24 protein-coding genes and 1 pseudogene are annotated in these 21,945 nt (G+C 64.2%); 18 read left to right on the forward strand and 7 right to left on the reverse strand.

Annotated features, from left to right (window positions below):
* The first annotated feature begins 305 nt into the window (after positions 1–305).
* Complete coding sequence (locus D9X30_RS21930) at positions 306–515, forward strand: hypothetical protein (RefSeq protein WP_153945789.1); 210 nt, start codon at positions 306–308, stop codon at positions 513–515.
* A 50-nt stretch (positions 516–565) separates the two neighbouring features.
* On the opposite strand, the gene D9X30_RS21935 is transcribed toward D9X30_RS21930, so the two are convergent.
* Both D9X30_RS21935 and D9X30_RS21940 read right to left on the reverse strand, forming a co-directional pair.
* Positions 566–1,099 (reverse strand): cytochrome P460 family protein, encoded by a 534-nt coding sequence (locus D9X30_RS21935; protein WP_153945788.1) that lies wholly within the window; start codon positions 1,097–1,099, stop codon positions 566–568.
* 178 nt (positions 1,100–1,277) lie between these two features.
* On the reverse strand, positions 1,278–1,661 hold the full coding sequence (locus D9X30_RS21940; protein ID WP_153945787.1) for an EF-hand domain-containing protein: 384 nt from the start codon (positions 1,659–1,661) through the stop codon (positions 1,278–1,280).
* 335 nt (positions 1,662–1,996) lie between these two features.
* On the opposite strand from D9X30_RS21940, the gene D9X30_RS21945 reads away from it, so the two are divergent.
* The 6 genes from D9X30_RS21945 to D9X30_RS21970 all read left to right on the forward strand — a co-directional run bounded on the left by D9X30_RS21945 (position 1,997) and on the right by D9X30_RS21970 (position 6,124).
* The gene (locus tag D9X30_RS21945; RefSeq protein WP_153945786.1) at positions 1,997–2,482 is read left to right on the forward strand and encodes a hypothetical protein; all 486 of its coding nucleotides are present in this window, start codon (positions 1,997–1,999) and stop codon (positions 2,480–2,482) included.
* A 197-nt stretch (positions 2,483–2,679) separates the two neighbouring features.
* Positions 2,680–2,778 (forward strand): LysR family transcriptional regulator, encoded by a 99-nt coding sequence (locus D9X30_RS21950; RefSeq protein ID WP_249641054.1) that lies wholly within the window; start codon positions 2,680–2,682, stop codon positions 2,776–2,778.
* A 334-nt stretch (positions 2,779–3,112) separates the two neighbouring features.
* Positions 3,113–4,294, forward strand: coding sequence for a porin (locus D9X30_RS21955; protein WP_153945785.1), 1,182 nt, complete (start codon positions 3,113–3,115; stop codon positions 4,292–4,294).
* 103 nt (positions 4,295–4,397) lie between these two features.
* Entirely contained in the window at positions 4,398–4,778 is a 381-nt protein-coding gene (locus D9X30_RS21960; protein WP_194946441.1) for a hypothetical protein, read from the forward strand.
* Positions 4,779–4,787: 9 nt separating this feature from the next.
* Positions 4,788–5,018, forward strand: a complete 231-nt coding sequence (locus tag D9X30_RS21965; protein WP_153945784.1) for a YMGG-like glycine zipper-containing protein — start codon at positions 4,788–4,790, stop codon at positions 5,016–5,018.
* A 224-nt stretch (positions 5,019–5,242) separates the two neighbouring features.
* The gene (locus D9X30_RS21970; protein WP_153945783.1) at positions 5,243–6,124 is read left to right on the forward strand and encodes a hypothetical protein; all 882 of its coding nucleotides are present in this window, start codon (positions 5,243–5,245) and stop codon (positions 6,122–6,124) included.
* Positions 6,125–6,153: 29 nt separating this feature from the next.
* On the opposite strand, the gene D9X30_RS21975 is transcribed toward D9X30_RS21970, so the two are convergent.
* Complete coding sequence (locus tag D9X30_RS21975; RefSeq protein ID WP_153945782.1) at positions 6,154–7,659, reverse strand: aminotransferase class V-fold PLP-dependent enzyme; 1,506 nt, start codon at positions 7,657–7,659, stop codon at positions 6,154–6,156.
* 379 nt (positions 7,660–8,038) lie between these two features.
* Here D9X30_RS21975 and D9X30_RS21980 point away from each other — a divergent pair, with 379 nt between their 5' ends.
* The 3 genes from D9X30_RS21980 (at position 8,039) to D9X30_RS21990 (ending at position 10,654) form a co-directional block, all read left to right on the forward strand.
* Positions 8,039–8,704, forward strand: coding sequence for a response regulator transcription factor (locus tag D9X30_RS21980; RefSeq protein ID WP_153945781.1), 666 nt, complete (start codon positions 8,039–8,041; stop codon positions 8,702–8,704).
* A 129-nt stretch (positions 8,705–8,833) separates the two neighbouring features.
* Positions 8,834–9,217: a hypothetical protein gene (locus tag D9X30_RS21985; protein WP_153945780.1), complete on the forward strand. Its 384-nt coding sequence runs from the start codon at positions 8,834–8,836 to the stop codon at positions 9,215–9,217.
* Between the two features lie 180 nt (positions 9,218–9,397).
* Entirely contained in the window at positions 9,398–10,654 is a 1,257-nt protein-coding gene (locus D9X30_RS21990) for an acyl-CoA dehydrogenase family protein (protein ID WP_153945779.1), read from the forward strand.
* Positions 10,655–10,692: 38 nt separating this feature from the next.
* Here the strand turns inward: D9X30_RS21990 and D9X30_RS21995 are convergent, their stop codons facing one another.
* The 4 genes and pseudogenes from D9X30_RS21995 to D9X30_RS22010 all read right to left on the reverse strand — a co-directional run bounded on the left by D9X30_RS21995 (position 10,693) and on the right by D9X30_RS22010 (position 14,432).
* Positions 10,693–11,337 (reverse strand): methionine ABC transporter permease, encoded by a 645-nt coding sequence (locus tag D9X30_RS21995; RefSeq protein ID WP_153946078.1) that lies wholly within the window; start codon positions 11,335–11,337, stop codon positions 10,693–10,695.
* Between the two features lie 31 nt (positions 11,338–11,368).
* Positions 11,369–12,154: pseudogene (locus tag D9X30_RS22000) on the reverse strand (methionine ABC transporter ATP-binding protein); the annotation flags it as partial.
* Positions 12,155–12,179: 25 nt separating this feature from the next.
* Positions 12,180–13,004, reverse strand: coding sequence for a MetQ/NlpA family ABC transporter substrate-binding protein (locus tag D9X30_RS22005; protein WP_153945777.1), 825 nt, complete (start codon positions 13,002–13,004; stop codon positions 12,180–12,182).
* An 87-nt stretch (positions 13,005–13,091) separates the two neighbouring features.
* Positions 13,092–14,432, reverse strand: a complete 1,341-nt coding sequence (locus tag D9X30_RS22010) for an LLM class flavin-dependent oxidoreductase (RefSeq protein ID WP_153945776.1) — start codon at positions 14,430–14,432, stop codon at positions 13,092–13,094.
* Between the two features lie 216 nt (positions 14,433–14,648).
* Between D9X30_RS22010 and tauA the strand changes: the two genes are divergently transcribed.
* The 8 genes from tauA (at position 14,649) to D9X30_RS22050 (ending at position 21,895) form a co-directional block, all read left to right on the forward strand.
* Positions 14,649–15,644, forward strand: a complete 996-nt coding sequence (gene tauA / locus D9X30_RS22015) for a taurine ABC transporter substrate-binding protein (RefSeq protein ID WP_153945775.1) — start codon at positions 14,649–14,651, stop codon at positions 15,642–15,644.
* Entirely contained in the window at positions 15,620–16,447 is an 828-nt protein-coding gene (locus tag D9X30_RS22020; protein ID WP_153945774.1) for a taurine ABC transporter ATP-binding protein, read from the forward strand. Before tauA ends, D9X30_RS22020 begins: the two co-directional genes overlap by 25 nt.
* A complete protein-coding gene (locus D9X30_RS22025) occupies positions 16,444–17,328 on the forward strand; it encodes an ABC transporter permease subunit (RefSeq protein WP_153945773.1) in 885 nt (294 codons plus the stop codon). Before D9X30_RS22020 ends, D9X30_RS22025 begins: the two co-directional genes overlap by 4 nt.
* A gap of 100 nt (positions 17,329–17,428) precedes the next feature.
* Positions 17,429–18,262 carry a class II aldolase/adducin family protein gene (locus tag D9X30_RS22030; protein ID WP_153945772.1) on the forward strand — a complete coding sequence of 278 codons (834 nt, stop codon included), beginning with the start codon at positions 17,429–17,431 and terminating at the stop codon, positions 18,260–18,262.
* Between the two features lie 319 nt (positions 18,263–18,581).
* Positions 18,582–19,307 (forward strand): GntR family transcriptional regulator, encoded by a 726-nt coding sequence (locus tag D9X30_RS22035; RefSeq protein WP_153945771.1) that lies wholly within the window; start codon positions 18,582–18,584, stop codon positions 19,305–19,307.
* A complete protein-coding gene (locus D9X30_RS22040; protein WP_153945770.1) occupies positions 19,304–20,044 on the forward strand; it encodes an ABC transporter ATP-binding protein in 741 nt (246 codons plus the stop codon). Before D9X30_RS22035 ends, D9X30_RS22040 begins: the two co-directional genes overlap by 4 nt.
* An 11-nt stretch (positions 20,045–20,055) precedes the next feature.
* Positions 20,056–20,865 (forward strand): ABC transporter permease, encoded by an 810-nt coding sequence (locus D9X30_RS22045; protein WP_249641046.1) that lies wholly within the window; start codon positions 20,056–20,058, stop codon positions 20,863–20,865.
* 10 nt (positions 20,866–20,875) lie between these two features.
* Positions 20,876–21,895: an ABC transporter substrate-binding protein gene (locus D9X30_RS22050; RefSeq protein ID WP_249641047.1), complete on the forward strand. Its 1,020-nt coding sequence runs from the start codon at positions 20,876–20,878 to the stop codon at positions 21,893–21,895.
* The last annotated feature ends 50 nt before the right edge of the window (positions 21,896–21,945 follow it).

Genomic DNA, 21,945 nt, shown 5'->3' on the forward strand with positions numbered 1-21,945 from the left:
GATAGAGAGCGCAATCATACTACGCAGCAAGTCTGCCACCTCTGGTGTCCGGCTCCCCGGCATTGCTTGCCGAACCCCCAAAAAAAAGCCGCTCTCAAGGAGCGGCCCGAATACGAACTGACTCTCTTGCGTGGCGCGAATCGTGCAAGAGCCTCCCGAATATATGTCCAGTCGTGATGCATCGTAAGTACGAAATGCATGCTATACGGACAGTCGATAAAGGGGATTTTGCGCCGAGTTTGGCGACATGTGCGGCGGTCGGACCGATATATTGAAGTGAGTCATTCCTCAATCCCTTGACAGCCATGCAAAAAGGAAAAGCACTGCGGGATCTGGTGATTCTTGACCGCTATATCGCCGAGCGGGAGGCGGAATTGCGGCGTGCGGAAGTTGCAGCCCGGCTGGCCTCCGCCAGCGGCGAGGCCCAATCTGCAGGAACGCTCGCCGTCCTGCGCCAATCGATCCACGTCCTGCGGGCGCGCCGCGAGGTCCTCGGCGGCAACGGGCGCGGGTAACACCCGAACGGTGCGCGCCCGCTGGGCGGTGACGGGCGGTCAGGTTGCCATCACGGCGCAAGTCGCGTGAATACGTAGTCGCGGTTCTTCACGAGCGCGTTGTGGCACGCAAAACACGTCTGATGCTGTGCCAGGTCGGCGGGCTTGCCGTCGATAAAGCGCCCGTAGCCCCAACCGCCCGACGCGGCGTACTTTTTCGAATCCTTGACCATCACCTGCACGGTGGTGGCGTGTCCGGGCACCAGGGCCGACTTGAACTCGGGCGATTGCGTGTACTTCCAGGCCAGTTTGACCAGTACCGCGCCATCCGGGAACGGTAGCTCGCCGCGCTTGTACGCATCGATGGCGATCTTGTTGCCTACGACGGTGCGCAGTTCGTTCAGCGGTTCGCCCTCGAGGGCAGGCGCCACCAACTGCCAGTTGCGGTAGCCCTCTGGCAGGGTCACGCCGTAGATGGGCGATGCGTGGGGATTGCCAGTGGGGCCGGCATTGGAAGGTGCGGCGGACTGTGCGGTGGCGACAGTGGCGCCAGTGAGCACGACAGCGGCGACCGCGGTCAGGGCTACGACAGACATCAGCTTCATGGTGGCTCCGCGAAATCGGTAATCGGGATTCCATTAGGCGGCGAGGACGTACCACGGATGTTTCACCGGACCCCGTCCTCGTATCAGCGTGTGTCAGTCGTCTGGCTCGATACGTAGTGATACAAAACCCCGCGCCTTGTCGCGGGGCCCTGACCGGCAAAAAGCCGGGATCTCGCCTTCAGTTGATGATCGGATTCTTCTTCTGCATATCGTCCTGGATCATCTTTGACCAGGCGGCCCCCACTTGCCGCTCGGTCACGTAGCCGTGCTTCCGGGTATCGATCTTGTCGAATCGCTTGTAAACCTCGGGCATGCCAGCGCGTGCTTCTTCACGGGTCAGCTTGCCGTCGTGATCGGTGTCGGCCGCCTTGAACCGTTCCATGAACCACTTCTTGCGCTCGGCCGGCGTCATGCCTTGCGGAGGCTGCGGGACTTCGTTGACATCGGTGGTGGCGGGCGGCGCCGCCGGTGCCGCAGGTTGCGAGGCCTGCGCGTTCGCGACGCCGCTCGCGATGCTGATCGACAAGGCCAGGGCAGCCGCAAGGCAGTGGATACGGTCCATTTTTTCTCCTCGATTCTCGTTGTGTGGCGATGCCCGGGCCGGGAGACGCCGCCATTCCCGGAATGGCGGCATTCCACGCGGGAATCCGTCCCAGTATTGGCGAAATTTCAGCCGAGCATTTGACATTTTGGGACCGTCGTTTGATGCCCCGGGACATCGTTCCGGAATCTCGAGGCATTCAAGGCCTTGTTGCGCTGCAGCGTCCCGTCCGCGACATATGATGGAACAAACCCGATCGCTCCCAGGTTTGGAAGGCCGTGGCGCGCCATCCGCCGGCCGGGTGCGGCGGATCGCCCCGCCAGCGTCGGGCACAGCCAGCCAAGCGAGGACACATCATGAACGGGCGCAGGTACTGCAAGGTCGCCCTGGCACTGGCGGCGGGCGTAGCAATGGCCGTCGGCGGCACGTCGCTGGCCGGTGGTCGAGGCGCCGTCGGGGGCGGCGGCATGCGCGGCGGGATCATGCAAGGCGGCGGCTTTCATGGGGGCGGCTTTCATGGCGGCGGGTTTCAAGGTCACGGCGGCTTTCGGCATGGCGGGTTTCGCCGCAGTCATGGGCACGTGGTCTACTTCGCGGTAGGCACGGCCTGGCCCGGCTGGCGGGAATATTCATACGACGGCGGGCCGTACTATCAGGCGGACTACACCGGGCCAGGCTACGACACGCCTTCGGCGCCGCCTGCCAGCCGGAATTCCGCCAGGACCGACCGTGCGTCAGAAAGCGGCTGGTCGTATTACTGCGACCAGCCCGGCGGCTATTACCCGCAGGTCAAACACTGCCCGGGCGGCTGGCAAATGGAGCCCGCCCGGCCGCGCCCCTAGCAACAAGGGCCTGACAGCGCAACCACCGACCGTCGCCTGCGCAGCGGGATCACCGGGACGCCTTGACGATCCAGCCCCCTTCCTTTCATTATCGGCATCCCCTGCCTGATAACCGATCGGAATGCCATGCGTCTTGAGGACCTGAACTACTTGTGGCCGTGGCGCAGGCCGGTCAGATCGCACGGGCGGCAGAACAGGTGGGACAAAGCCAGCCCGCATTGACCAAGGCCATTCAGCGCCTGGAACAACAGTTGGGGATCCAGCTGGGCTTGCGGCCCGCCGGCAAACGGCCTTGATGTCGCCTTCGCCCGCCGCCCGCCGCCATTCACCGCAGTCAATCGCCATAGACGCCGACGCGCCGGACCAGTTGTCTCCAGGGCGCGGCCTCGCTTTGCATCTGGCGCGCGATATCGTCTGGTGCCATCGGGCGCCAGCTTGACCACACTTCGGCGCGCTTGCGGCGCCATGCGTCGCTCGTGCTTGTCTCGGCAGCGGCCCTCGATGCGCTGCACGTGCGTGCGCCAGCAGACAGATCGAACCGCCACGGTGGCATTCCATGCAAGCGACAAGCGTGAGCCCGCAACGCCAGCAGCCATGACCCACCATAACAACATCGAGGAGGCGGCAGACATGAGACTGAGACTTCTTGCACTTGTGGCGTTGCAGGCCCTTGCCTGGCAGGCGCACGCGCAATCGAACGTGACGCTCTACGGCGTCGTCGACGTCAACGTCGAATATGCCAATCACCTTGGCGCGGTACCCACGTCCGCAAATGGCTTCAACCCAGGCCCCTCGCACAGTGTGGTGCGGATGGATTCCGGCGGCGTATCCGGGTCGCGCTGGGGGCTGCGCGGCACGGAGGCCCTGGGCATGGGCCTCAAGGCGGTCTTCGTGCTGGAAAGCGGCTTCAATGCCGACAGTGGCACCTCGCAGCAAGGCGGCCGGCTGTTCGGCCGGCAAGCGTTCGTCGGGCTGCAAAGCCAGTATGGCCAGTTGTCGCTCGGCCGCCAGTACACGTCGATGTTCGAGGCGCTGGCGAACTTCGTCCCGGCTGCCTATGCCACGCAGTACGAGCCTGCCGTGGTGCTGGCCGGCGCCAATTTCCGCGAGGACAACACCATCAAGTACACCGGCAGTTTCGGTCCCGTCACGACACTGGCCCACTTTTCGTTCGGCACCGGCCTCGCGCTACCGCCGACGGTCGGCGCACCGTTCATTCTTGGCGGCAACGGCGAAGTACCGGGCCAGTTCCGGCGCGATACCGCCTATGGTGCGTCGGTGGTCTATACCGCCGGGCCGGTGGGTCTGGTCGTGACCTATGACCAGTTCAATCCGACCATCGCACCCGCCGCCAACCCGGCCAATGCGGGCAGCGGCACGTTCAAGAAGGCTGGCGCAGGCGCCAGCTATGCATTCGGTGCCGCCAAGATCATGGGCGGCTATCGCTGGGGCCAGAACAAGAATCAGGTAGGTGCCGAGTTCTTTCGCGACCATTTCTACTGGATCGGCGGGACTTATCAGCTGACGCCCTCGGTTGGCCTGACGCTCGAGTACAACTACGACGACGTCAGGAACCAGTTCGGCAATGCCAGCCAGCCCAATCCCTGGCAGATCGCCTTTATTTCCAACTACGCATTCTCCAAGCGCACCGATGTCTATATCAGTGCTGCCTATGCCAAAAATGCCGGCCTTGGTCTGGAATCCGCCGCCATCTTCTATGCCAACAGCCTGTCGCTTGGCAACAGCTATGCCCTGGCGAACGGGCAGAGCTCCATGCTGGGCATCGCCCTTGGGCTGCGCCACAAGTTCTGAGCGGCAGCGTGCGGGTTTAGCCGCCGGCCGGACGCTGGAATAGCGACTAATATGAACGAGCGCATGGCTGCGTGGAGTAATGGCAACACTGAGGGAGACCGCAATGGCGAATAGACTAAGCCGGCTCGCAGTGACGGCTGGGGCACTCGTGACACTGGTATTGGCGACCGGCGCCCGGGCCGACGAAATTCCCCTGGTGACCGGCAAGCAATGGACAGCTTCCACCGAGCAGACCAAGAAGGCCTACCTGGTAGGCATCGCCAATATGGTCCAGGTGGATATCGCCTATCACGAAGGCAAGCCGCCGCCCGACGCGCAGAGTATTCTTCCGCGCTTTGCCAAAGGGCTCAAAAGCCATTCGCTCGATTCGGTGAGCCAGGGACTGGATCGCTGGTACGCGGCCCATCCCGACCGATTACAACGGCCGGTCATTGAAACCATCTGGTTCGAAATGGTTCTTCCTGGCCTGAATGCCGGCAAATGAGGTGACGCCATGAAACGACTCCATCTGGCTGGCGCGATCCTGATCGTCGCCGGCGTCGCGGGATGCACGAACATGACCCCGCAGCAGCAAGGCACCGTGACCGGCGCCGGCCTCGGTGCCGCGGCCGGTGCTGGCATCGCCGCCATCGCCGGCGGCAGTGGCTGGACTGGCGCGGCGATTGGCGCCGTGGCTGGCGGCGTGGCGGGCAACATCAAGGGCAAGCAACAGCAGCAGTGGTAGCCCCCCGTGCGCCGTGCCGGAAAGCCTCTCGGAAACTGACAGGGAGCCCCAGCGAAACGCCTGGCAAGTCATTGCCGAAGACCCAGCGGAAGACCGCGCGCGCAACACAAAGACCTCGTTTTCATTAGCCCTTTGGGCCAATTGAGCGGCCCGGCAAGACCGGCTAGCGTGGCAACTCAACGTGGCGTGATCGACAACCGCACGGCAGAGCGAAGGCGCGAACAATGACGGCGATGCAAGAAGGTAGTCGCTCTGATGGGGGCGATCTCGAGCTGCTACTTCCAAGGCTTGGCAGGATGCGGCTCGGCATTGCGCTTTGCCTGGCCATGGCCGCGGGGGCCGGACATGCCGAATCGCCGCAAGCAAACGGCTGGACGTTCGCGGTCGCGCCGTACCTCTGGCTGCCGAATGTGAGCGGGGCGTTCAGCTTCTCCGGGAATTCATCCACCGGCGGCGGCAGGCTCGACCTGGGCACCGGTCCGGACAGCTATCTCTCGAACCTGAAGTTCCTCTTCATGATGCAGGCCGAAGCCAGCAAGGGGGACTGGACGGTCATCGCCGACGCGGCCTACCTTGACTTCAGCAACCACCAGACCACGCTCAATACCGTCGGCTCGGTTGTCATCCCGCGGGAACTGGCGACCAACACGGGCAGCAGCCTCAGCGGCGGACTGCTCGGGCTTTACGCCGCCTACACGGCAGTGCGCGCGCCATGGGGAACCGTCGAGCCGCTCGGCGGGCTTCGTTACCTGAACCTGAGCGCCAGTGCCAACTGGACGCTATCCACCACGTTCACGCAACAGGGCGCCACGCTTGCGACGCAGGGAAGCGTGTCGCAGACCGAGAACATTGTCGATGCGATCATTGGCGTGCGCGGGCGAATCCGTCTTGGCAACAGCGACAGATGGTATCTGCCGTACTACCTCGACGTCGGCACCGGCGCTTCCAGATACACGGTGCAAGCGTCCGGGGGCGCCGCCTATGCGGCCAGGTGGGGCGACATTCAACTGACCTATCGCTACCTGACCTACCAGTTGGGCAGCGGCGAACTGGTTCAAAGGCTGACGCTGAAGGGCCCCATGGTCAGCGTGATGTTCCGCTTCTGAGCGCAATGCTGCCGAGGCCTCGCCCGCAGTCAGCCTGAACTGGTTGCCGCCAGACGCCATAGCGTCGCCGAGCGGGTACCCGTACGGCAGTACGCGAGCACGGGCTTCGGCAGTTCTGCCACCAGCGCACCGAAGGCTGCGGCGTCCTCGGCGGTGACACCGTCCGATTTCACCGGCAGGTAGCGTGCGGCCATGCCAAGCGAATCCGCCACCTCAGCGATATTTGCAAACCGGGCCTGACCGTCAGCCTCGCCATCGTGCCGGTTGCAGACGATGGCGCGGAACCCAAGTGCATGCGCCGTCCGCACGCCGGCATCGCTCAACTGCGCCGCAACGCTGACGTCGTCCGAAAGATGCTGGATCTGCATTTCCTGTCGCCCCGCTCGCACTTGCTGGCACCGGGCAATGACGTTCTGGAAGCAGTCGACCGCAAAGTCGACATCTGCCTCCGTTGTGAACCGTCCAAGGCTCAGCCGCACCGTGCGTTGCGCGGCATCTTCATCGAGCCCGATGCATGTCAGCACGTGAGAGGCCTTGCCAGCCGCCGAATTGCATGCCGACGTGGAGGACACGGCCAGGCCATCGGCCAGCATAAGCGGCAAGAACCCGGGCAGATTCACCGTCAGACTGAGTGTGTGTGGGATGCGGGTCGCGTTGGAGACGTTCTGCGTGACAACACCCGATGCGCGCACACCATTCAGCAGGCGTTCGCTCAGTTGCGCGATACGCTGATTGTCAGATGCCATTTGCAGGCGCGCCAGTTCGCAAGCGGTGCCCATGCCCACGATCTGATGCGTAGCAAGCGTTCCAGATCGTAGTCCTTGTTCGTGCCCTCCGCCGTGCATCTGACAGGCAATACGAGGCGCCACCTCGCGGCTGACATAGAGCGCACCGATGCCTTTCGGCCCATAGAGCTTATGTGCCGACATCGACAGCAGGTCGATGCCCATCGCCTTGACGTCTATTTCAGTCTTGCCCGCAGCCTGTGCTGCATCCACGTGAAGCAGCGCGCCAGCAGCATGAACGACCCGTGAGATCTCGGCGATGTTGGTCAGGGTGCCAATTTCGTTGTTCACCATCATCAACGACACGAGGCCCGTACGATGGCCGCAAGCCGCTTCCACCGCGGCCACCGAAATTCCTCCCGACGCATCCGGCGCAAGGTAGGTGACCGATACATCAAGCCGCTCCAGATGCGCCGCCGTATCCAGAATGGCCTTGTGCTCCAGCCTGCTGGTAATCAGATGGCGCCGCCCCTGCTCGTAGTCGAAGAAACCCTTGAGAGCCAGGTTGTTCGACTCCGTTGCCCCGGACGTCCACACGATCTCGCACGGCTCGGCGCCAATGAGAGCGGCAACCTGCGCGCGAGCCTGCTCGACCAGGTTCTTTGCCACGAGTCCCGCAGCGTGGGAATTTGACGCAGGGTTTCCGAAGACGCCGTCGGCCCCGAGACAGCCGAACATCGCCTCCATCACGCGAGGGTCCGCTGGTGTCGTTGCAGCGTAATCGAAGTACCGCAGGGTGTCCGCACTCATTTCCAGTCATCCTTGAATCGGAAGACCATGCTACGACGAACCCCCTAAAAAGTACTTCCAAAATCCCGCTTCGACTGCCGTGTGCTTGGCATTCCATGCTACAGAAACCCGATTCTTCGAAAAAATTTTCTTCCCGGCCCTGCAAACCGGTGTGGACATCCACAGCTTCGCGCTTCGTGTGGAACCGCCCCGCTTCGCTGGCGAGACCGACGGCGGTTGTAAAAAGTCGCATCGCATCCTTCCCTGACGTCTGCACGTTGAAAGTCATTTCAGAAGTCGGTATGAAACTTTTCGCTCAACCCGAAGAGCGGTTGTGGACGGCCGCGACGGTCGGTAATGTGGCCGGGAGTCAACCCCATTTCTAAAGAGGGTACGCGCGATGACCGGGACCGTGATTGTTGTGGACGACGATGAAAGCATTCGCAAGGCCTTAGGACGGCTGCTGCTTGCAAAAGGATTCTCATCGAGGACGTTCGGTTCGGCCGAAGAGTGTCGGGTTGCCCTTGACGGCATCCGCGGCCCTGCCTGCGTGGTGGCGGAGTTGATCCTGCCTGGCATCAGTGGTCACGAACTGCTGAAGCTGTTGCCGTCGCATGTGCCCTTCATCATGTTGACAGGCTGTGCGGATGTGAAGCAAACCGTTGAGACGATGACGGCCGGCGCCATCGATCTTCTTGAGAAACCGGTGGCCGAGGACCGTCTGGTCACGGCGGTGAGTCGTGCGCTGGCGTTGGCCACGCAACGCGGTATGGAGCGCACCATCAAGGCGGCCCTCGATGCAAAGATGCAGCGGCTGACAAATCGCGAGCGAGAGGTCATGGCGATGGTCACGACCGGACTCCGGAACAAGGAGGTCGCCAACTTCCTCGGCATCGTCGAGAAAACCGTGAAGGTCCACCGCGCCCACATCATGGACAAGCTGGAGATCGACTCGCTCGCAGAGCTCGTGCGCTGCGCCGACAAGCTGGGAATGACATACGTTCCACCCGCGACAAGTCGGCATGCGAGTGCACGGAGCAACCTGGAGGTTGGCTCCGTCAATTGACGGGCGGGTCCGCACGGCTTTCCAAACACGGCGGGTGTCATCGACGCTTCGACCACTCATGCCACCGAAGCTGCCGACTTCCCCGAATTTCTCATCGTACCGACCAGTCATACCTGCCAAGGAGCCGCTTTGAGGTCCACCAAATCCGATCAGGAGTGCGCGGAATCGTTGTATGCCTTGCTTAGAGGCGGAGAGTGTCTCACCCGCAAGGAAATCGTTGAACGCAACCTGCTGTCCAACCACGATTTCGGACGAGCCCGCAAGGTTCTGGCAGGGGCGGGAGTGCTTCAGCATGTCCATAAATCGGGATACACCTTGTCCATCCATGTATTGGGCGGTCCGCCTGAAGCGTTCCTGCGTGGCGTGTCGCCTGTGGAGGACGAGTTCGACGCGTTGTTGTCTGTATGGAAAATCGAGCCAACCAAAGCCGCTGTCGGGACGAGCAGCCGCGTCAATAGAAGATTCGCGCGGGACGAGCAGGCAGATGCCTGCGAACCGCTATCCGCGGCCTGAACCCGGGTCCTGGCCAGAAGGCGAGCAAAGTCTTCGGCTAGCCGCCGGGTCCGCGCAGGAAATGGGGGGGCGCCACGCAAAGGTCGCATAAGGGCATGCGGAATCGGTCGTTACCCGTCGAGAAAATTGCTGCACGATGTCTTTCGTGCTCATTCGACGAGAAACCCGAAGGACAACAGCATGCCATTTCAAGAATCCCTTGCCCCTGCAAATGCGATCGACACGACCACCGCATCGCCTACATCCACACCGCAACCGCTGCCTCCGGCCGCCGATGTCGCGGTACTTCGCCAGCGCGCCCAGGCCCTGCTGCCCGAGATCGCGCGGGATGCCGCAAAGCGGGAGAGCCGCCGCGAACTGCCCTTTGATTTTGTACGCCAGGTGGCCAATGCCGGCCTGCTGACGTTCCGCATCCCGAAGGCGTATGGCGGTCCCGGGGGCAGCGTGCGCGATGCCATCCGCTTCGTTCAGGAACTGGCCGCCGTCGATGCCAACCTCGCCCAGGCATTGCGACCCAACTTCGGACTCATCGAAGGCCTGCTCGCGGGCCAAGACAATGAAGCCGATCGCAGGCGCTGGTTCGACCGGCTGCTGGGCGGCCAGATCGTCGGCAATGGCGGTGTGGAGCGCGGCGGCAAGCATGGCGCCATCCAGGCCACCATCGTCCGAGAGGCCGATCACTATATCGTCAACGGCACCAAGTACTACAGCACCGGCGCGCTCTACGCCGACTGGATCAGCTCCATCGCCGTCGACGAGGCTGGCAAGGAAACACACTTCACGGTGCCGCGCGAGCGAGCCGGCATGACGCTGGTCGATGACTTCGACACCATCGGCCAGCGGTTGACCGCAAGCGGCACCACGCGATTTACGAACATGCGCGTCGCGCCGGATGAATTGCGCGCCAGCCACCTGCCACGTGACCGCCGCAATCCGGTCTCGCCGGTCTTCCAGCTCTTTCTGGCCGCCACCGAAGCCGGCATCGCCCGCAACGCGCTGGACGACGCGGTCTGGTTCGCGCGCCACAAGGCCCGGCCGATCAAGCACAGTTCGGCCGAGCGATCGGTGGACGATCCCTATGTGCAGGAGACGATTGGCCAGATTGCCGCACAAGTGTTTGCGGCCGAAGCCGCCACGCTGCGCGCCGCCGACGCCATTGACGCCGCCTGGGCGGACAACCTCAGCAATGCGTCACTGACGCAGGCGTCGATCGACGTCGCCCAGGCGCAACACTTCGCCGTGGCGGCCGCGCTGAAGAGTGCGGAGCTGGCGTTCGATGTCGGCGGGGCATCCGCCTGCGACCGCCAGTACAACCTGGATCGCCACTGGCGCAATGCGCGCACCGTGGCCAATCACAACCCCCGCCAATGGAAGGCGGCCGCCGTGGGCGCATGGCTGCTGAAGGACGAACCGCCGCCCACGACCGGCCTGTTCTGACAAGACGCCGCCACTCCGAAAAGGAGACGGCGGCGGTGCTATCGCCGGTGATCGAAACGGCGAGCCAGTCGCTCGCCCGTGAATTGCACCACCGTTACCAGAACCACCAGGATGGCGATCACATTGAACATGACGGCCGTTTCATAGCGTTCGTAGCCATAGCGGATCGCCAGGTCACCGAGCCCACCCGCTCCCACGGCACCTGCCATGGCCGACGAACCGATCATCGCAATCACGGTGACGGTGGCCCCGCCGATCAGCGCCGGCAGCGCCTCCGGCAACAACACGTGCCGCACAATGTGCCAGCGTCGGCAGCCCATGGCCCGCGCCGCCTCGATCAGCCCCGCATCGGTTTCATTGAGCGCCACCTGCGACACCCGCGCAAAGAACGGAATCAGATGCGCGCTTAGCGGCACCACGGCAGCCCATGTGCCCATCGTCGTGCCGACGATCAGCCGCGTAACGGGCAGCATGGCCACCAGCAGGATGATGAAAGGGATCGAACGAAACATGTTGACCAGCACCGACAGCACGCGGTTCGTTCGCGGCCTCGGGGCCAGGCCGCCAGGCGCGGTCACGGTCAGCACGATGGCCAGCGCCATGCCGACGACAAACACCACCAGGCAGGCGCTGCCGGTCATCAGCAGCGTTTCACCGAACGCCTTCAGGTACTTCTCAGCCATTGGCAACACGATGGCATTCCTCCGCGGGATGTACGTTCGCAGGCAGACGCTTGCGCAGCGGGCGCAGCAGCGACAGCGTGGCTTCCGCCTGCGGGTCGGCAAATATGCGCCATACCGGACCCTGCTCTTTCACCTGGCCGTGATCCAGCACCAGCACCCGGTCGCAAGCCTCCTCGATCACAGCAATGTCGTGCGTGATCAGCACCACCGTTAGGCCGAACTGCTTGTTGATGTCCCGCAGCAACGCCAGTATCTGCTCGGTTGTTTCCGGATCGAGCGCCGAAGTCGCTTCGTCGCACAACAGGATCTCCGGGCGGTGTACCAGCGCGCGCGCAATACCCACGCGCTGCTTCTGACCGCCCGACAGCATCGCCGGGTAGGCCTGGGCCTTGTCCGCGAGCCCCACTGTCGCAAGCAGGTCGTTGACACGGGTTTCGATCTCCGCGCGCCGCACGCCCGCCACGCGCAGCGGCAGCGCCACGTTGTCGAAGACGTTCTTCGCCGACATCAGGTTGAAGTGCTGGAAGATCATGCCGATGCGCCTGCGTAGCGTGACCAGACCATCCTCGTGGAGCTTGCCGATGTCGGTGTCGTCTATCCATACGTGACCACGGTCAGGCCGCTCCAGCATGTTGATGCTCCGCAGCAGCGTCGACTTTCCCGCGCCACTGCGGCCGATGATGCCGAATACCTCGCCGCGTTCGATCGTGAACGAGACGTCCGCCAGCGCAGGCGCGGCGGCGCCCGCATAGGTCTTGCCGACCTGCTCGAACACGATGTGCGGGTCGCGCGCCGGCAATTGCGAAATCGTGCGCATGCAATAGTCCCTTTTCTTCGGCGCCTCAGAACGCCGGAATGACCGACCCCTGATACTTGGTCAGGATGAACTTGCGCACCGCCTCGGACTGGTAGGACTTGACCAGTTGCTGCACCCACGGTGCGGCCCGGTCCTTCTCACGCACGGCAATGACATTGACGTAGGGATTGTTCTCCCGCTTTTCCACCGCGATGCCATCGCGCGTGGCAATCAGGCCGGCCTGGTAGGCGAACGTGTTGACGATGGCGGCGGCATCCACGTCGGGCAGCGCACGCGGCAGCACCACCGACGCACTTTCGATGAACTCGAGCTTGCGCGGATTGGCCGTGATATCGGCCAGCGAGACGGTGCCCGTGTACGGATCGAAGCCGTCCTTCAGCTTGATCAGGCCGTGGTCGCGCAGGATGACCAACGCCCGGGTCTGGTTGCTGGGATCGTTGGGAATACCGATGCGGGCGCCATTCGGCAGCGACTCCAGCGACTTCACCTTGCGCGAATAGAACGCGATCGGCGAGATCAGCGTGTCGCCCACGTTGGTGATCTTGTAGCCGCGCTGCTTGATCTGGTCACGCAGGAATGGAATGTGCTGGAACGAATTGGCGTCAAGGTCACCGTTGTTCAGCGCCTCGTTCGGGCTCGCGGTGCCGGTGATGATCACTGTCTCGACCTTCAGGCCGTTCCTGGCCGCCTCCCGGGTAACAACCTCCCAGATCTCCTCGTCCACGCCGCCGCGCACGCCAACCTTCAGCGGCTTGCCGCCCGATGACTGGGCGTAGGCCGATGCAATCGGCAAGGCGGCCAGCACCAGAGCCAGCGTAGCGATGACACCAAGGGCGGAGCGTCGTTTCATGATGAGAGGTGCGAGAGTTTGGGAAGCACCAGTCTATGAAACCCTCCCGCCCGGGTCCACGAAGTAATCCGATATAGCAAATGCGGACTACGCCGCCGCGCGCGAGGCCGTCCTGCCCGCCGGGCGGGCCAGCCCCATGTGCTCGCGCAAGGTGCTGCCCTCGTAGTCCTTGCGGAAAAGGCCGCGGCGCTGCAGGATCGGCACCACCCCTTCCACAAAATCCTGTACCCCATCGGGCAACGCATCGGGCATCAGGTTGAACCCATCGGCCGCGCCGCTGCGGAACCAGTGCTCGATGTCATCGGCGATCTGTTCGGGGGTGCCGACGATGACGCGATGCCCACCGCCGCCCGCAAGCTCGCGGATCAGCTCGCGTACCGTCAGGTTCTGGCGCTGCGCAAGCGCAATCGTCGCGCGAAAGAACGTGTGATTGCCATTGGCCGGCAGCGCGAGCCCATCCGGCAACGGCGCATCAAGTGACAGCCGGTCGGCGGTAATGCCAAGCGTGCCGGCCAGCCGGTTCAGGCTGTAGTCCCACGGAATCAGGTCGACCAGCGCATCGCGTCGTTGGCGCGCCTGCGCCTCGGTTGCACCGACGATCGTCGTCAGCCCCGGCAGGACCTTGATCGCGCCAGGCCCGCGACCCAGGGCTTCGGCACGCTGATTCAGCGCCAGGCGGTATTCGCGCGACTCCTCCAGCGATTGGGAGGCCGAAAACACGGCTTCCGCATGACGGGCCGCCAGTTCGCGGCCATCGTCCGACCCACCGGCCTGGAACAGCACCGGATGCCCTTGGGGCGGCCGTGGCAGGTTCAGCGGCCCTTGCACATCAAAGAACAGGCCATGGTGCGCAATGGGCTGCAGGCGGGCCGTGTCCACGAAGCTGCCCGACTGACGATCCCCGACGAACGCGCTGTCTTCCCAGCTATCCCATAGCGCCTTGACCACGCTCGTGAACTCGTCGGCGCGCGCGTAGCGTTGTGCATGATCGGGCGGCCCCGCCCGACCGAAGTTGCGCGCGGACCCGGCATCGGCCGTCGTCACGACATTCCATCCCGCGCGCCCGCCACTGACGTGATCCAGCGTGGCAAAGCGCCGCGCGATGTTGTACGGCTCGTTGTAGCTCGTCGAGGCAGTTGCCACCAGCCCGATATGACGCGTGGCCGCTGCGACGCAGGCAAGCAGCACGGTGGGCTCCAGCGCGGTAATGGGCCGAAAGTTGATCTGATCGGCGATGGACGCGTTATCGGCCAGAAAGATGGCATCGAACTTGCCCGCTTCGGCGATCTGCGCCAGCCGGACATAGTGCTGCACATCGACAAAGGCACGCGGATCGCTGCCTGGCAGGCGCCAGGCCGACGGCACGAAGCCTGAATGCAGCGCGTTGAGATTGAGGTGAAGCTGGGGGGAAGGCGAGGCAGCGGGCATGCGGGGAACGGGCGAGCGTTTGCAATGGTGTCTGGCACACGAGCATAAGGAAGCCCTTCACGGACGGGAACGAACGAAAGCCGATATCGATATGCCGTGCGTCGTCGGCGGTAGGGCGCGTATCGCGAAAACCGGATAAGCATTGGCCGAAAACTTCCTTCTCGCCGCCGGCGCCGCTTCCTATACTGGCCGTCTTTCCTGCCATGACCAACGCCCATGAAAATCTTGCTGAAGACGATGATGGCCTGCGCCGCGCTGCTGATTGCCGGCACCGCCATCGCCCAATCGAAGGAAGTCGTGATCGCGTACCAGGACATGGTGGTGCCATGGCGCTATGCGCAGGATGCCCAGACCATCGAGAAGCAAACCGGCTACAAGGTTACGTTCCGCAAGCTGGCCAGCGGCGCGGATGTCATTCGCGCGCTAGCGTCGGGTTCGGTGCAAATTGGCGAAGCGGGCTCCGCGCCGATTGCCGCGGGCCTGTCGCAGGGCCTGGGTATCGAACTGTTCTGGATTCTCGACAATATCAACGACGCCGAAGCGTTGGTCACGCGCCACGGCAGCGATGTGAAGTCGCTGGCCGATCTCAAGGGCAAGCGCCTGGCAGTGCCGTTCGTCTCCACATCGCACTTCCACACGTTACTGGCACTGGAAACGGCCAAGGTCGATCCGCGCAGCGTGAAGATCGTTAATATGCGCCCGCCCGAGATTGCCGCCGCGTGGGAACGGGGCGACATCGACGCGACGTTCATCTGGGACCCCGTGCTGGCAAAGGCCAAGAAGAGCGGCCATGTCCTGACCACTTCAGGCAGGATCGCACAGGAAACCGGCAAGGCGACCTTTGACGGTATCGTCGTCAACAAGGCGTTCGCCCGGGACAATGACGCGTTCCTGACGACTTTCGTCAGGATTCTGGCCGATACCGATGCGGCGTACCGGGCCAACAAGGCAGCGTGGACGCCGGAATCGCCGCAGGTCAAGGCAGTGGCGAAGTGGTCGGGCGCAGAGGCTGCCGACGTGCCGGCCAGCCTGGCCCTGTATGACTTCCCCACGCCCCAGCAGCAGGCCTCGGCGGCCTGGCTTGGCGGGGGCGCGGCGAAGTCGCTGGCGGCTACCGCGGCATTCCTGAAGAGCCAGGGCACCATCCAGACTGTCTTGCCCGACTATGCCACCGGCGTCAACGCGACATGGGTACGCAAGCTCGCGCAATAACGGACGAGGCCAGCCCAGGGACGCGCGGCCGCATCGAAGCGCACCGCGTGGCAGTGCGCTTTGCTTCGTCTGGCGATCATGCCTCGCTGGCGCTGTCCGGCGTTGACCTGACCATCGCGCCGGGCGAGTTCGTGGTGGCTCTCGGGCCGTCCGGTTGTGGCAAGACCACACTGCTGAACTGCCTGGCCGGATTTGTCCGGCCGTCCTCCGGACGCATCCTGCTGGATGGCGAACCTGTCACTGGCCCCGGTCCGGGGCTGGGCGTCGTCTTCCAGAAGCATGCGCTGATGCCATGGCTCAATGTGCAGGACAATGTCGCGCTCGGGCTGAGGTTTCGGGGTATCGCCCGCGCCGAACGCCTCGCGCTCGCGCAGCATCAACTCCGTCTGGTGGGCCTTGAGCGTCACGGCACCGCGCCCGTCTACCAATTGTCTGGCGGAATGCAGCAGCGCGTTGGCATTGCACGCGCGCTGGCGAACGACCCCCGCGTGCTGTTGATGGACGAACCGATGGGCGCGCTCGATGCGTTATCGCGCGAATCGGTCCAGGAGGTGCTGGCCAGGGTCTGGGCAGCAACCGGAAAGACTGTGTTCTTCATCACCCACAGCGTGGAAGAAGCCCTGTTTCTGGGCACCCGGGTCGTTGTGATGTCGGCCGGCCCAGGCCGCATCGCACACGAATTTCCGCTGCCATTCGTTCAGCGATATATCGAGACCGGCGATGCCCGGGCCGTGAAAGCGTCGCCCGAATTCATTGCCTGGCGCGAGCGCCTTCTCCACCTGATACACGGGCAACCCGCATGAGCCACGCTGACGAGACCGTCGCCGCCGTGCCGCTGCAGGGTGCGACCGTTGCGTCACCCAACGCCGACGCCCAAGCGATCATCCCCGTGGCCCAGGTGCTGCCACGTCTGGGCAGCGGCCGGACCGGCACCATCACGGCCGCCACCATCCTCGCGTTGCTTGGCCTCTGGCTGGCAATCACCAGTGCGGGCTGGATTCCACCTTTGTTCCTGCCGCCGCCCTCGGCCGTCTGGCATGCTGCCGTTCAAGCCTGGGACGGCAACGTGCAAGGCGGTCTGCTGTTGTGGCAGCACGTGGCATGGAGCCTGGCCCGTGTGTTCGGCGCTTTCCTGTTAGCGGCCGTCACGGCAGTGCCGGTGGGGTTGTTGATGGGCACGAGCCGTGTAGCACGGGGCATCGCCGACCCCATGCTCGAGTTCTACCGGCCGCTGCCGCCGCTGGCGTATCTGCCCCTGATCGTGATCTGGTTCGGCATCGACGAGACGGCCAAGCTGCTGCTCATCTACCTGGCGTGCTTTGCGCCGATCGCGCTCGCCACACGCGCCGGGGTGGCCGGCGTACCGACCGAGCAGTTGCACGCCGCCCAATCGATGGGCGCCACGCGATGGCAACTGGTCCGCCACGTGGTGCTGCCAGCGGCCTTGCCGGAGATCCTGACCGGCCTGCGCATTGCCATCGGCTTCGGCTGGACAACACTGGTGGCCGCCGAGATGGTGGCTGCCACCGCCGGCCTGGGTCAGCTTGTGCTCAATGCGTCGAACTTTCTGCGGACCGATGTGGTGGTGATGGGCATCGTGCTGATCGGCGCCATTGCGTGGCTGTTCGATCTCGCCATGCGCCGGCTCGCGCAATGGCTGGTGCCCTGGCACACGCATCGGTAGCTACATGGCATTCGTGTCATATCCTCGTGCCGAATGCTTCGTTCCATTTCGCGGCAGGCCGGCGTAGGTTCATGCGGTGTTCCCTACCGAAAGGCCCGACATGAGCAGCGTATTGCCGATCGAACGCCGTGGCGCGTTCGTTCCCAACCCCAAACCACAGCAGAAGTTCTGGTTTGATCCGGTCCCCACACGGCCAACGATCGAGGCGGAGCGACGCCATCGGCAGGAACGGCTGGCTGGCGCGTTCCGGATCTTCGCGCGCCAGGGATTCGCACTCGGCCTGGCGGGCCATATCACCGCGCGCGATCCCGAGTTTCCCGACCACTTCTGGGTCAACCCGCTGGGGGTCCATTTCTCGCGTATCCGGGTTTCCGACCTGCTGCTTGTCAATGCGCAAGGCGAGACGGTGGTCGGCGACCGACCGCTGAACAAGGCAGCGTTCGCGATCCACGCGGCGATTCATGAAGCACATCCCCATATCGTCGCGGCCGCGCACACCCATTCCACTTACGGCAAGGCGTGGTCCACGCTCGGACGCCAGCTCGATCCGCTGACGCAGGACGCATGCTCGTTCTTCGAGGATCATGTGCTGTTCGACGACTTCACGGGGATGGTGGTCGACACCTCCGAAGGCCACCGGATCGCCCAGGCGCTGGACAAGGGCAATGGCCAGACCCACAAGGGCGCGATCCTGAAGAACCACGGCATCCTCACCGCCGGCCCGACCGTCGAAGCCACCGCCTGGTTGTACATCGCACTGGACAACGCCGCCCATACGCAGTTGCTGGCCGAGGCCGCTGGCACGCCGCAGCCCATCGACGAAGCGACGGCCCGGCATACGCATGGACAGGTCGGTGGCAACGAAGGCTCGCTGCACGCATTCGAAAGCCTCTACGCCGGACTGGTGAAAGCCGAGCCCGACCTGCTGGACTGACCGCACTTCCCCCCTCTCTCTCGCCCCCCGCCGGACCTGGCCGGGGGCGCAGTCTCCCCCCTTCCGTTGCACCGATCCCTGAGCACTGCCGGCATTGGCGTGTATCGACCACGTCTTCTTGCATGGTTCTGTTCGCGCTGCGGTGCCCACGGCGTTCCTGTGAGCAGCTCACAGTGCTGGGCTGCCCAGTCACAGCAGCGTCTTCATATGCTTCCGTAAAACCGTTCGTTTGCTTCCCAATGCCTCGGCTCTAAGCTACGCCCATGTATTTCAAGGCGGACATGCGTACCGCCCGACAATCGCGAAGGAGCAAGGGACAATGATCGTGCAGGCCGGCATTGCAGAGGACGCCCAGGACACCAGTCTGGGCCTGGCCGCATACGCGGCGCTGCGCCGCGACATCCTGTCCTGCAAGCTGGTGCCGGGCGCACTGGTCACCGAAGGCGAGTTGATGACCGCCTACGGCTTCGGCAAGAACAGCTGCCGTATCGCGCTCACGCGATTGGCGCACGACCGGCTGATCTTTGCGCGTCCGCGCCGTGGATATCAGGTGGCGCCCATCACGCTCAAGGACGTCGAGGAAGTCTTCGCGCTGCGCGTGCAGCTGGAGCCCATGGCTGCCCGGCTGGCCGTCGGCCGCGTCGACACGGCGCTGCTGCACGGGCTGGAGGCAGCGTGCCGCGATGAATACGCGATTCCGGCGCCGCGCCGCATCGACAAGTTCATGGACGCGAACAAGCAGTTCCACCTTGCCATCGTCCACGCCACCGGCAACGAGCGCCTGACGCGCACGCTGTCGGCGCTGATGGACGAAATGTCGCGCCTTGTCGCGCTCGGCTTCAACGTTCAGCGCGTGCGTCCCGAAATCCGCCACGACCACAACTCGCTGATCAAGGCCTTCGAGGATCACGACGAGAAGGCTGCCGAAACGATCGCGCGCCGCCACATCGAGGCATTCCGCACGCAGACCATGGAAAAGGTGTATGCCAGCCTGTCGCAGGCCGGCACCTACCTGCCGATGCGCGTGGCCGGAGGTGCGGCATGAGCCCACCCGTTCTGTCTGCGCAAGGCATCGTCAAGCGATTTGGTGCCGCCACGATTCTCGCCGGGGTCGACGTCAGCGTGCGCCGTGGCGAGGTACTGGCGCTGGTTGGTCCGTCCGGTTGCGGCAAGAGCACCTTGCTGAACATCCTTTCCGGGCTTGTGCTCCCGGACGCCGGGCAGCTTGCGGTGGACGGCGTGCCCGCCCCACAGGTGTCCGACTGGCGCCGTATCGCCTATATGTTCCAGGAAGACCGCTTGCTGCCGTGGCGTACCGTGCGCGATAACGTCGCGTTCGGCCTCGAAGCCAGCAACCTGTCGCGCGCCGATCGTCGCCGCCGCGCCGACGACATGCTGGAACTCGTAGGCCTGCACGCACACGGCGACGCCTGGCCGCACGCGTTATCGGGCGGCATGCGCAGCCGCGTGGCGCTGGCCCGCAGCCTGGCCGTGCAGCCCGAAGTCCTGCTGATGGACGAGCCGTTTTCGAAGCTCGATCCCCAGACGCGCAGCCAGATGCACGACGAATTGCTGCGCATTCAGGCCGGCAATGGCATGACCGTGGTGTTCGTGACGCACGATATGGAGGAAGCAGTGGTGCTGGCAGACCGTGTGGTCCGGCTGGCGGCCCGGCCGGGGCGTGTGGCCGACGTGGTCAACCTGGCGGATCTGGTGCGACCGCGCGTGCCCACCGAGCCCATCGTTGCAGAACAGGTGCGCGTACTGCGCGCCGCGGCATGAGGAGCGCCACCGTGACAGTGACTGCTGCTCGCCCATTCGCCACGCTGGTGCTGCAACGCCTGCTGCTGGTTGCCCTGCTGCTGGGGCTCTGGTGGTGGGGCGCCGCACGCGTGCCATCGTTCGTGCTGCCCGGCCCCGAAAAGGTGGGCCTGGCCCTGATCTCGCTGTGGCACAGCGACACCTTTACCGCCGACGTGGCGGCCACGTGCCAGCGGGTGCTGTCAGGCTTCGTGCTGGCCACGATCGTGGGCAGCGGCCTGGGACTGACGCTGGGTGCAAGCCGCGTGCTGGCCCGCTTCTTCGAGCCGGTCCTGACGGTCTTGAACACCGTGTCCTCGGCCATCTGGGCCATCTTCGCGATCATCTGGTTCGGCATATCCGATGCCACGACGGTCTTTGTCGTGTTCATGACGGCCATGCCGTTGATCCTGACCAATGTCTGGGAAGGCACCAAGACCGTCGATCCGCACTATGTCGACCTGGCACGCAGCTTTCGCATGTCCCGCGTGCAGGTGCTGCGCAAGATCTATGTGCCGACCATCCTGCCGCATTTCTTTGCCGGCGCACGACTGGCCTTCGGTTTCGGCTGGCGGGTGTCACTGGTGGCGGAGACCATTGGGTCCTCCAGCGGCATCGGCTATCGCCTGCGGCAGGCCGCCGACCTCGTCCAGACCGACCAGGTCTTCGCATGGACCGTGCTGCTGGTCGGCCTGATGCTGCTGCTTGAAGGCGGCTTGCTCAAGCCCGCCGAGCGCCGGCTGTTCCGCTGGAAAGCGGCCGCGCAGCAACCGTCCACCCCATCCGTTTCCTTCCAAGCCTGAGGATCTCATCGTGCGCAAGCTACTGTCGGCGGCCGCCGCCGCGTTTTCCGCCTATTCCGCATTTATCGCGCTGTCCTACGCGGCGATCACCCCGGCCAATGCCGCCGAGCCAGCTCCCGTTGTCAAGATCGGCTACTGGACCAGCGGCGTGAGCCTGGGCTACGGCTCGGTCCTGGAAACCAGGGATTTCCTCGCCAAGCGTGGTGTACGCGCCGAATTCGTTCACTTTCCCGACGTCAACGCGCCGCTGCGGGCGCTGGCTTCCGGCTCGATCGATCTCGCGTTCGGCGCACCTGTAGCCGGCGTGTTCGGTACCGCGGCGTCGGGCGTGCCCATCCGCATCTTTGCCGCGACGCAACCCGCCGATGTGCAGTTCGTCGTGCCGAAGGACTCACCGATCCAGTCCATCCGTGGCCTCAAGGGCAAGAAGGTAGGCATGTCGCCCGCCGGTTCCTCGGTCGCGGTCATTGCGGGCGCCGTGCTGGCCGGCAACTACCAGATCAAGAGCGGCGATTTCGCGCTGATTGGCGGCAACGAATCGCGCCTGGCGCAGTTCCTGGTGCAGAAGCAGGTGGATGCGGCGGCGCTGCGCTCGGTCACCGTGGAGCAACTTGGCGACGAACTGCCGGTGCGCAAGCTTGGCACGTTCGCCAGCGAGTGGAAAACGCTGACCCAGTCCGACGCCGTGCCCTATATCGGCGTGGGCGCCGCGCGGTCCGACCTGGTCGACAACCATCCCGAGGTCGTGGCGCGCGTGATTGCCGCATTGCGCGACACCCTGGCCTGGGGCAACGCCAATCGCGACGAAGTCGTCCAGATCCTGCAGAAGAAGGCCAACCTGCCGGCCGACGATGCCAGGGTCTATGTCAGCCACTGGAACGACATGAACCGCGTGGCGTTCGAGCCGGCGGACATCGCCACGCTGCGCCGCCAGCACGCCGTGTTCGTCGAATCCGGCCTGGTCAAGGGCGAACTCAAGGACGATCTGTTTGCCCGCAAGCCCTATGAGCAGGCCAAGGCGCTCAAGTAGGCCCGCTCGCCTTATTTCCCGCCTGATTGCTTTCCGTTTCCCTCCCCCAA

The sequence above is a fragment of the Cupriavidus sp. U2 genome (assembly GCF_009663685.2).
GTDB lineage: Bacteria > Pseudomonadota > Gammaproteobacteria > Burkholderiales > Burkholderiaceae > Cupriavidus > Cupriavidus necator_C.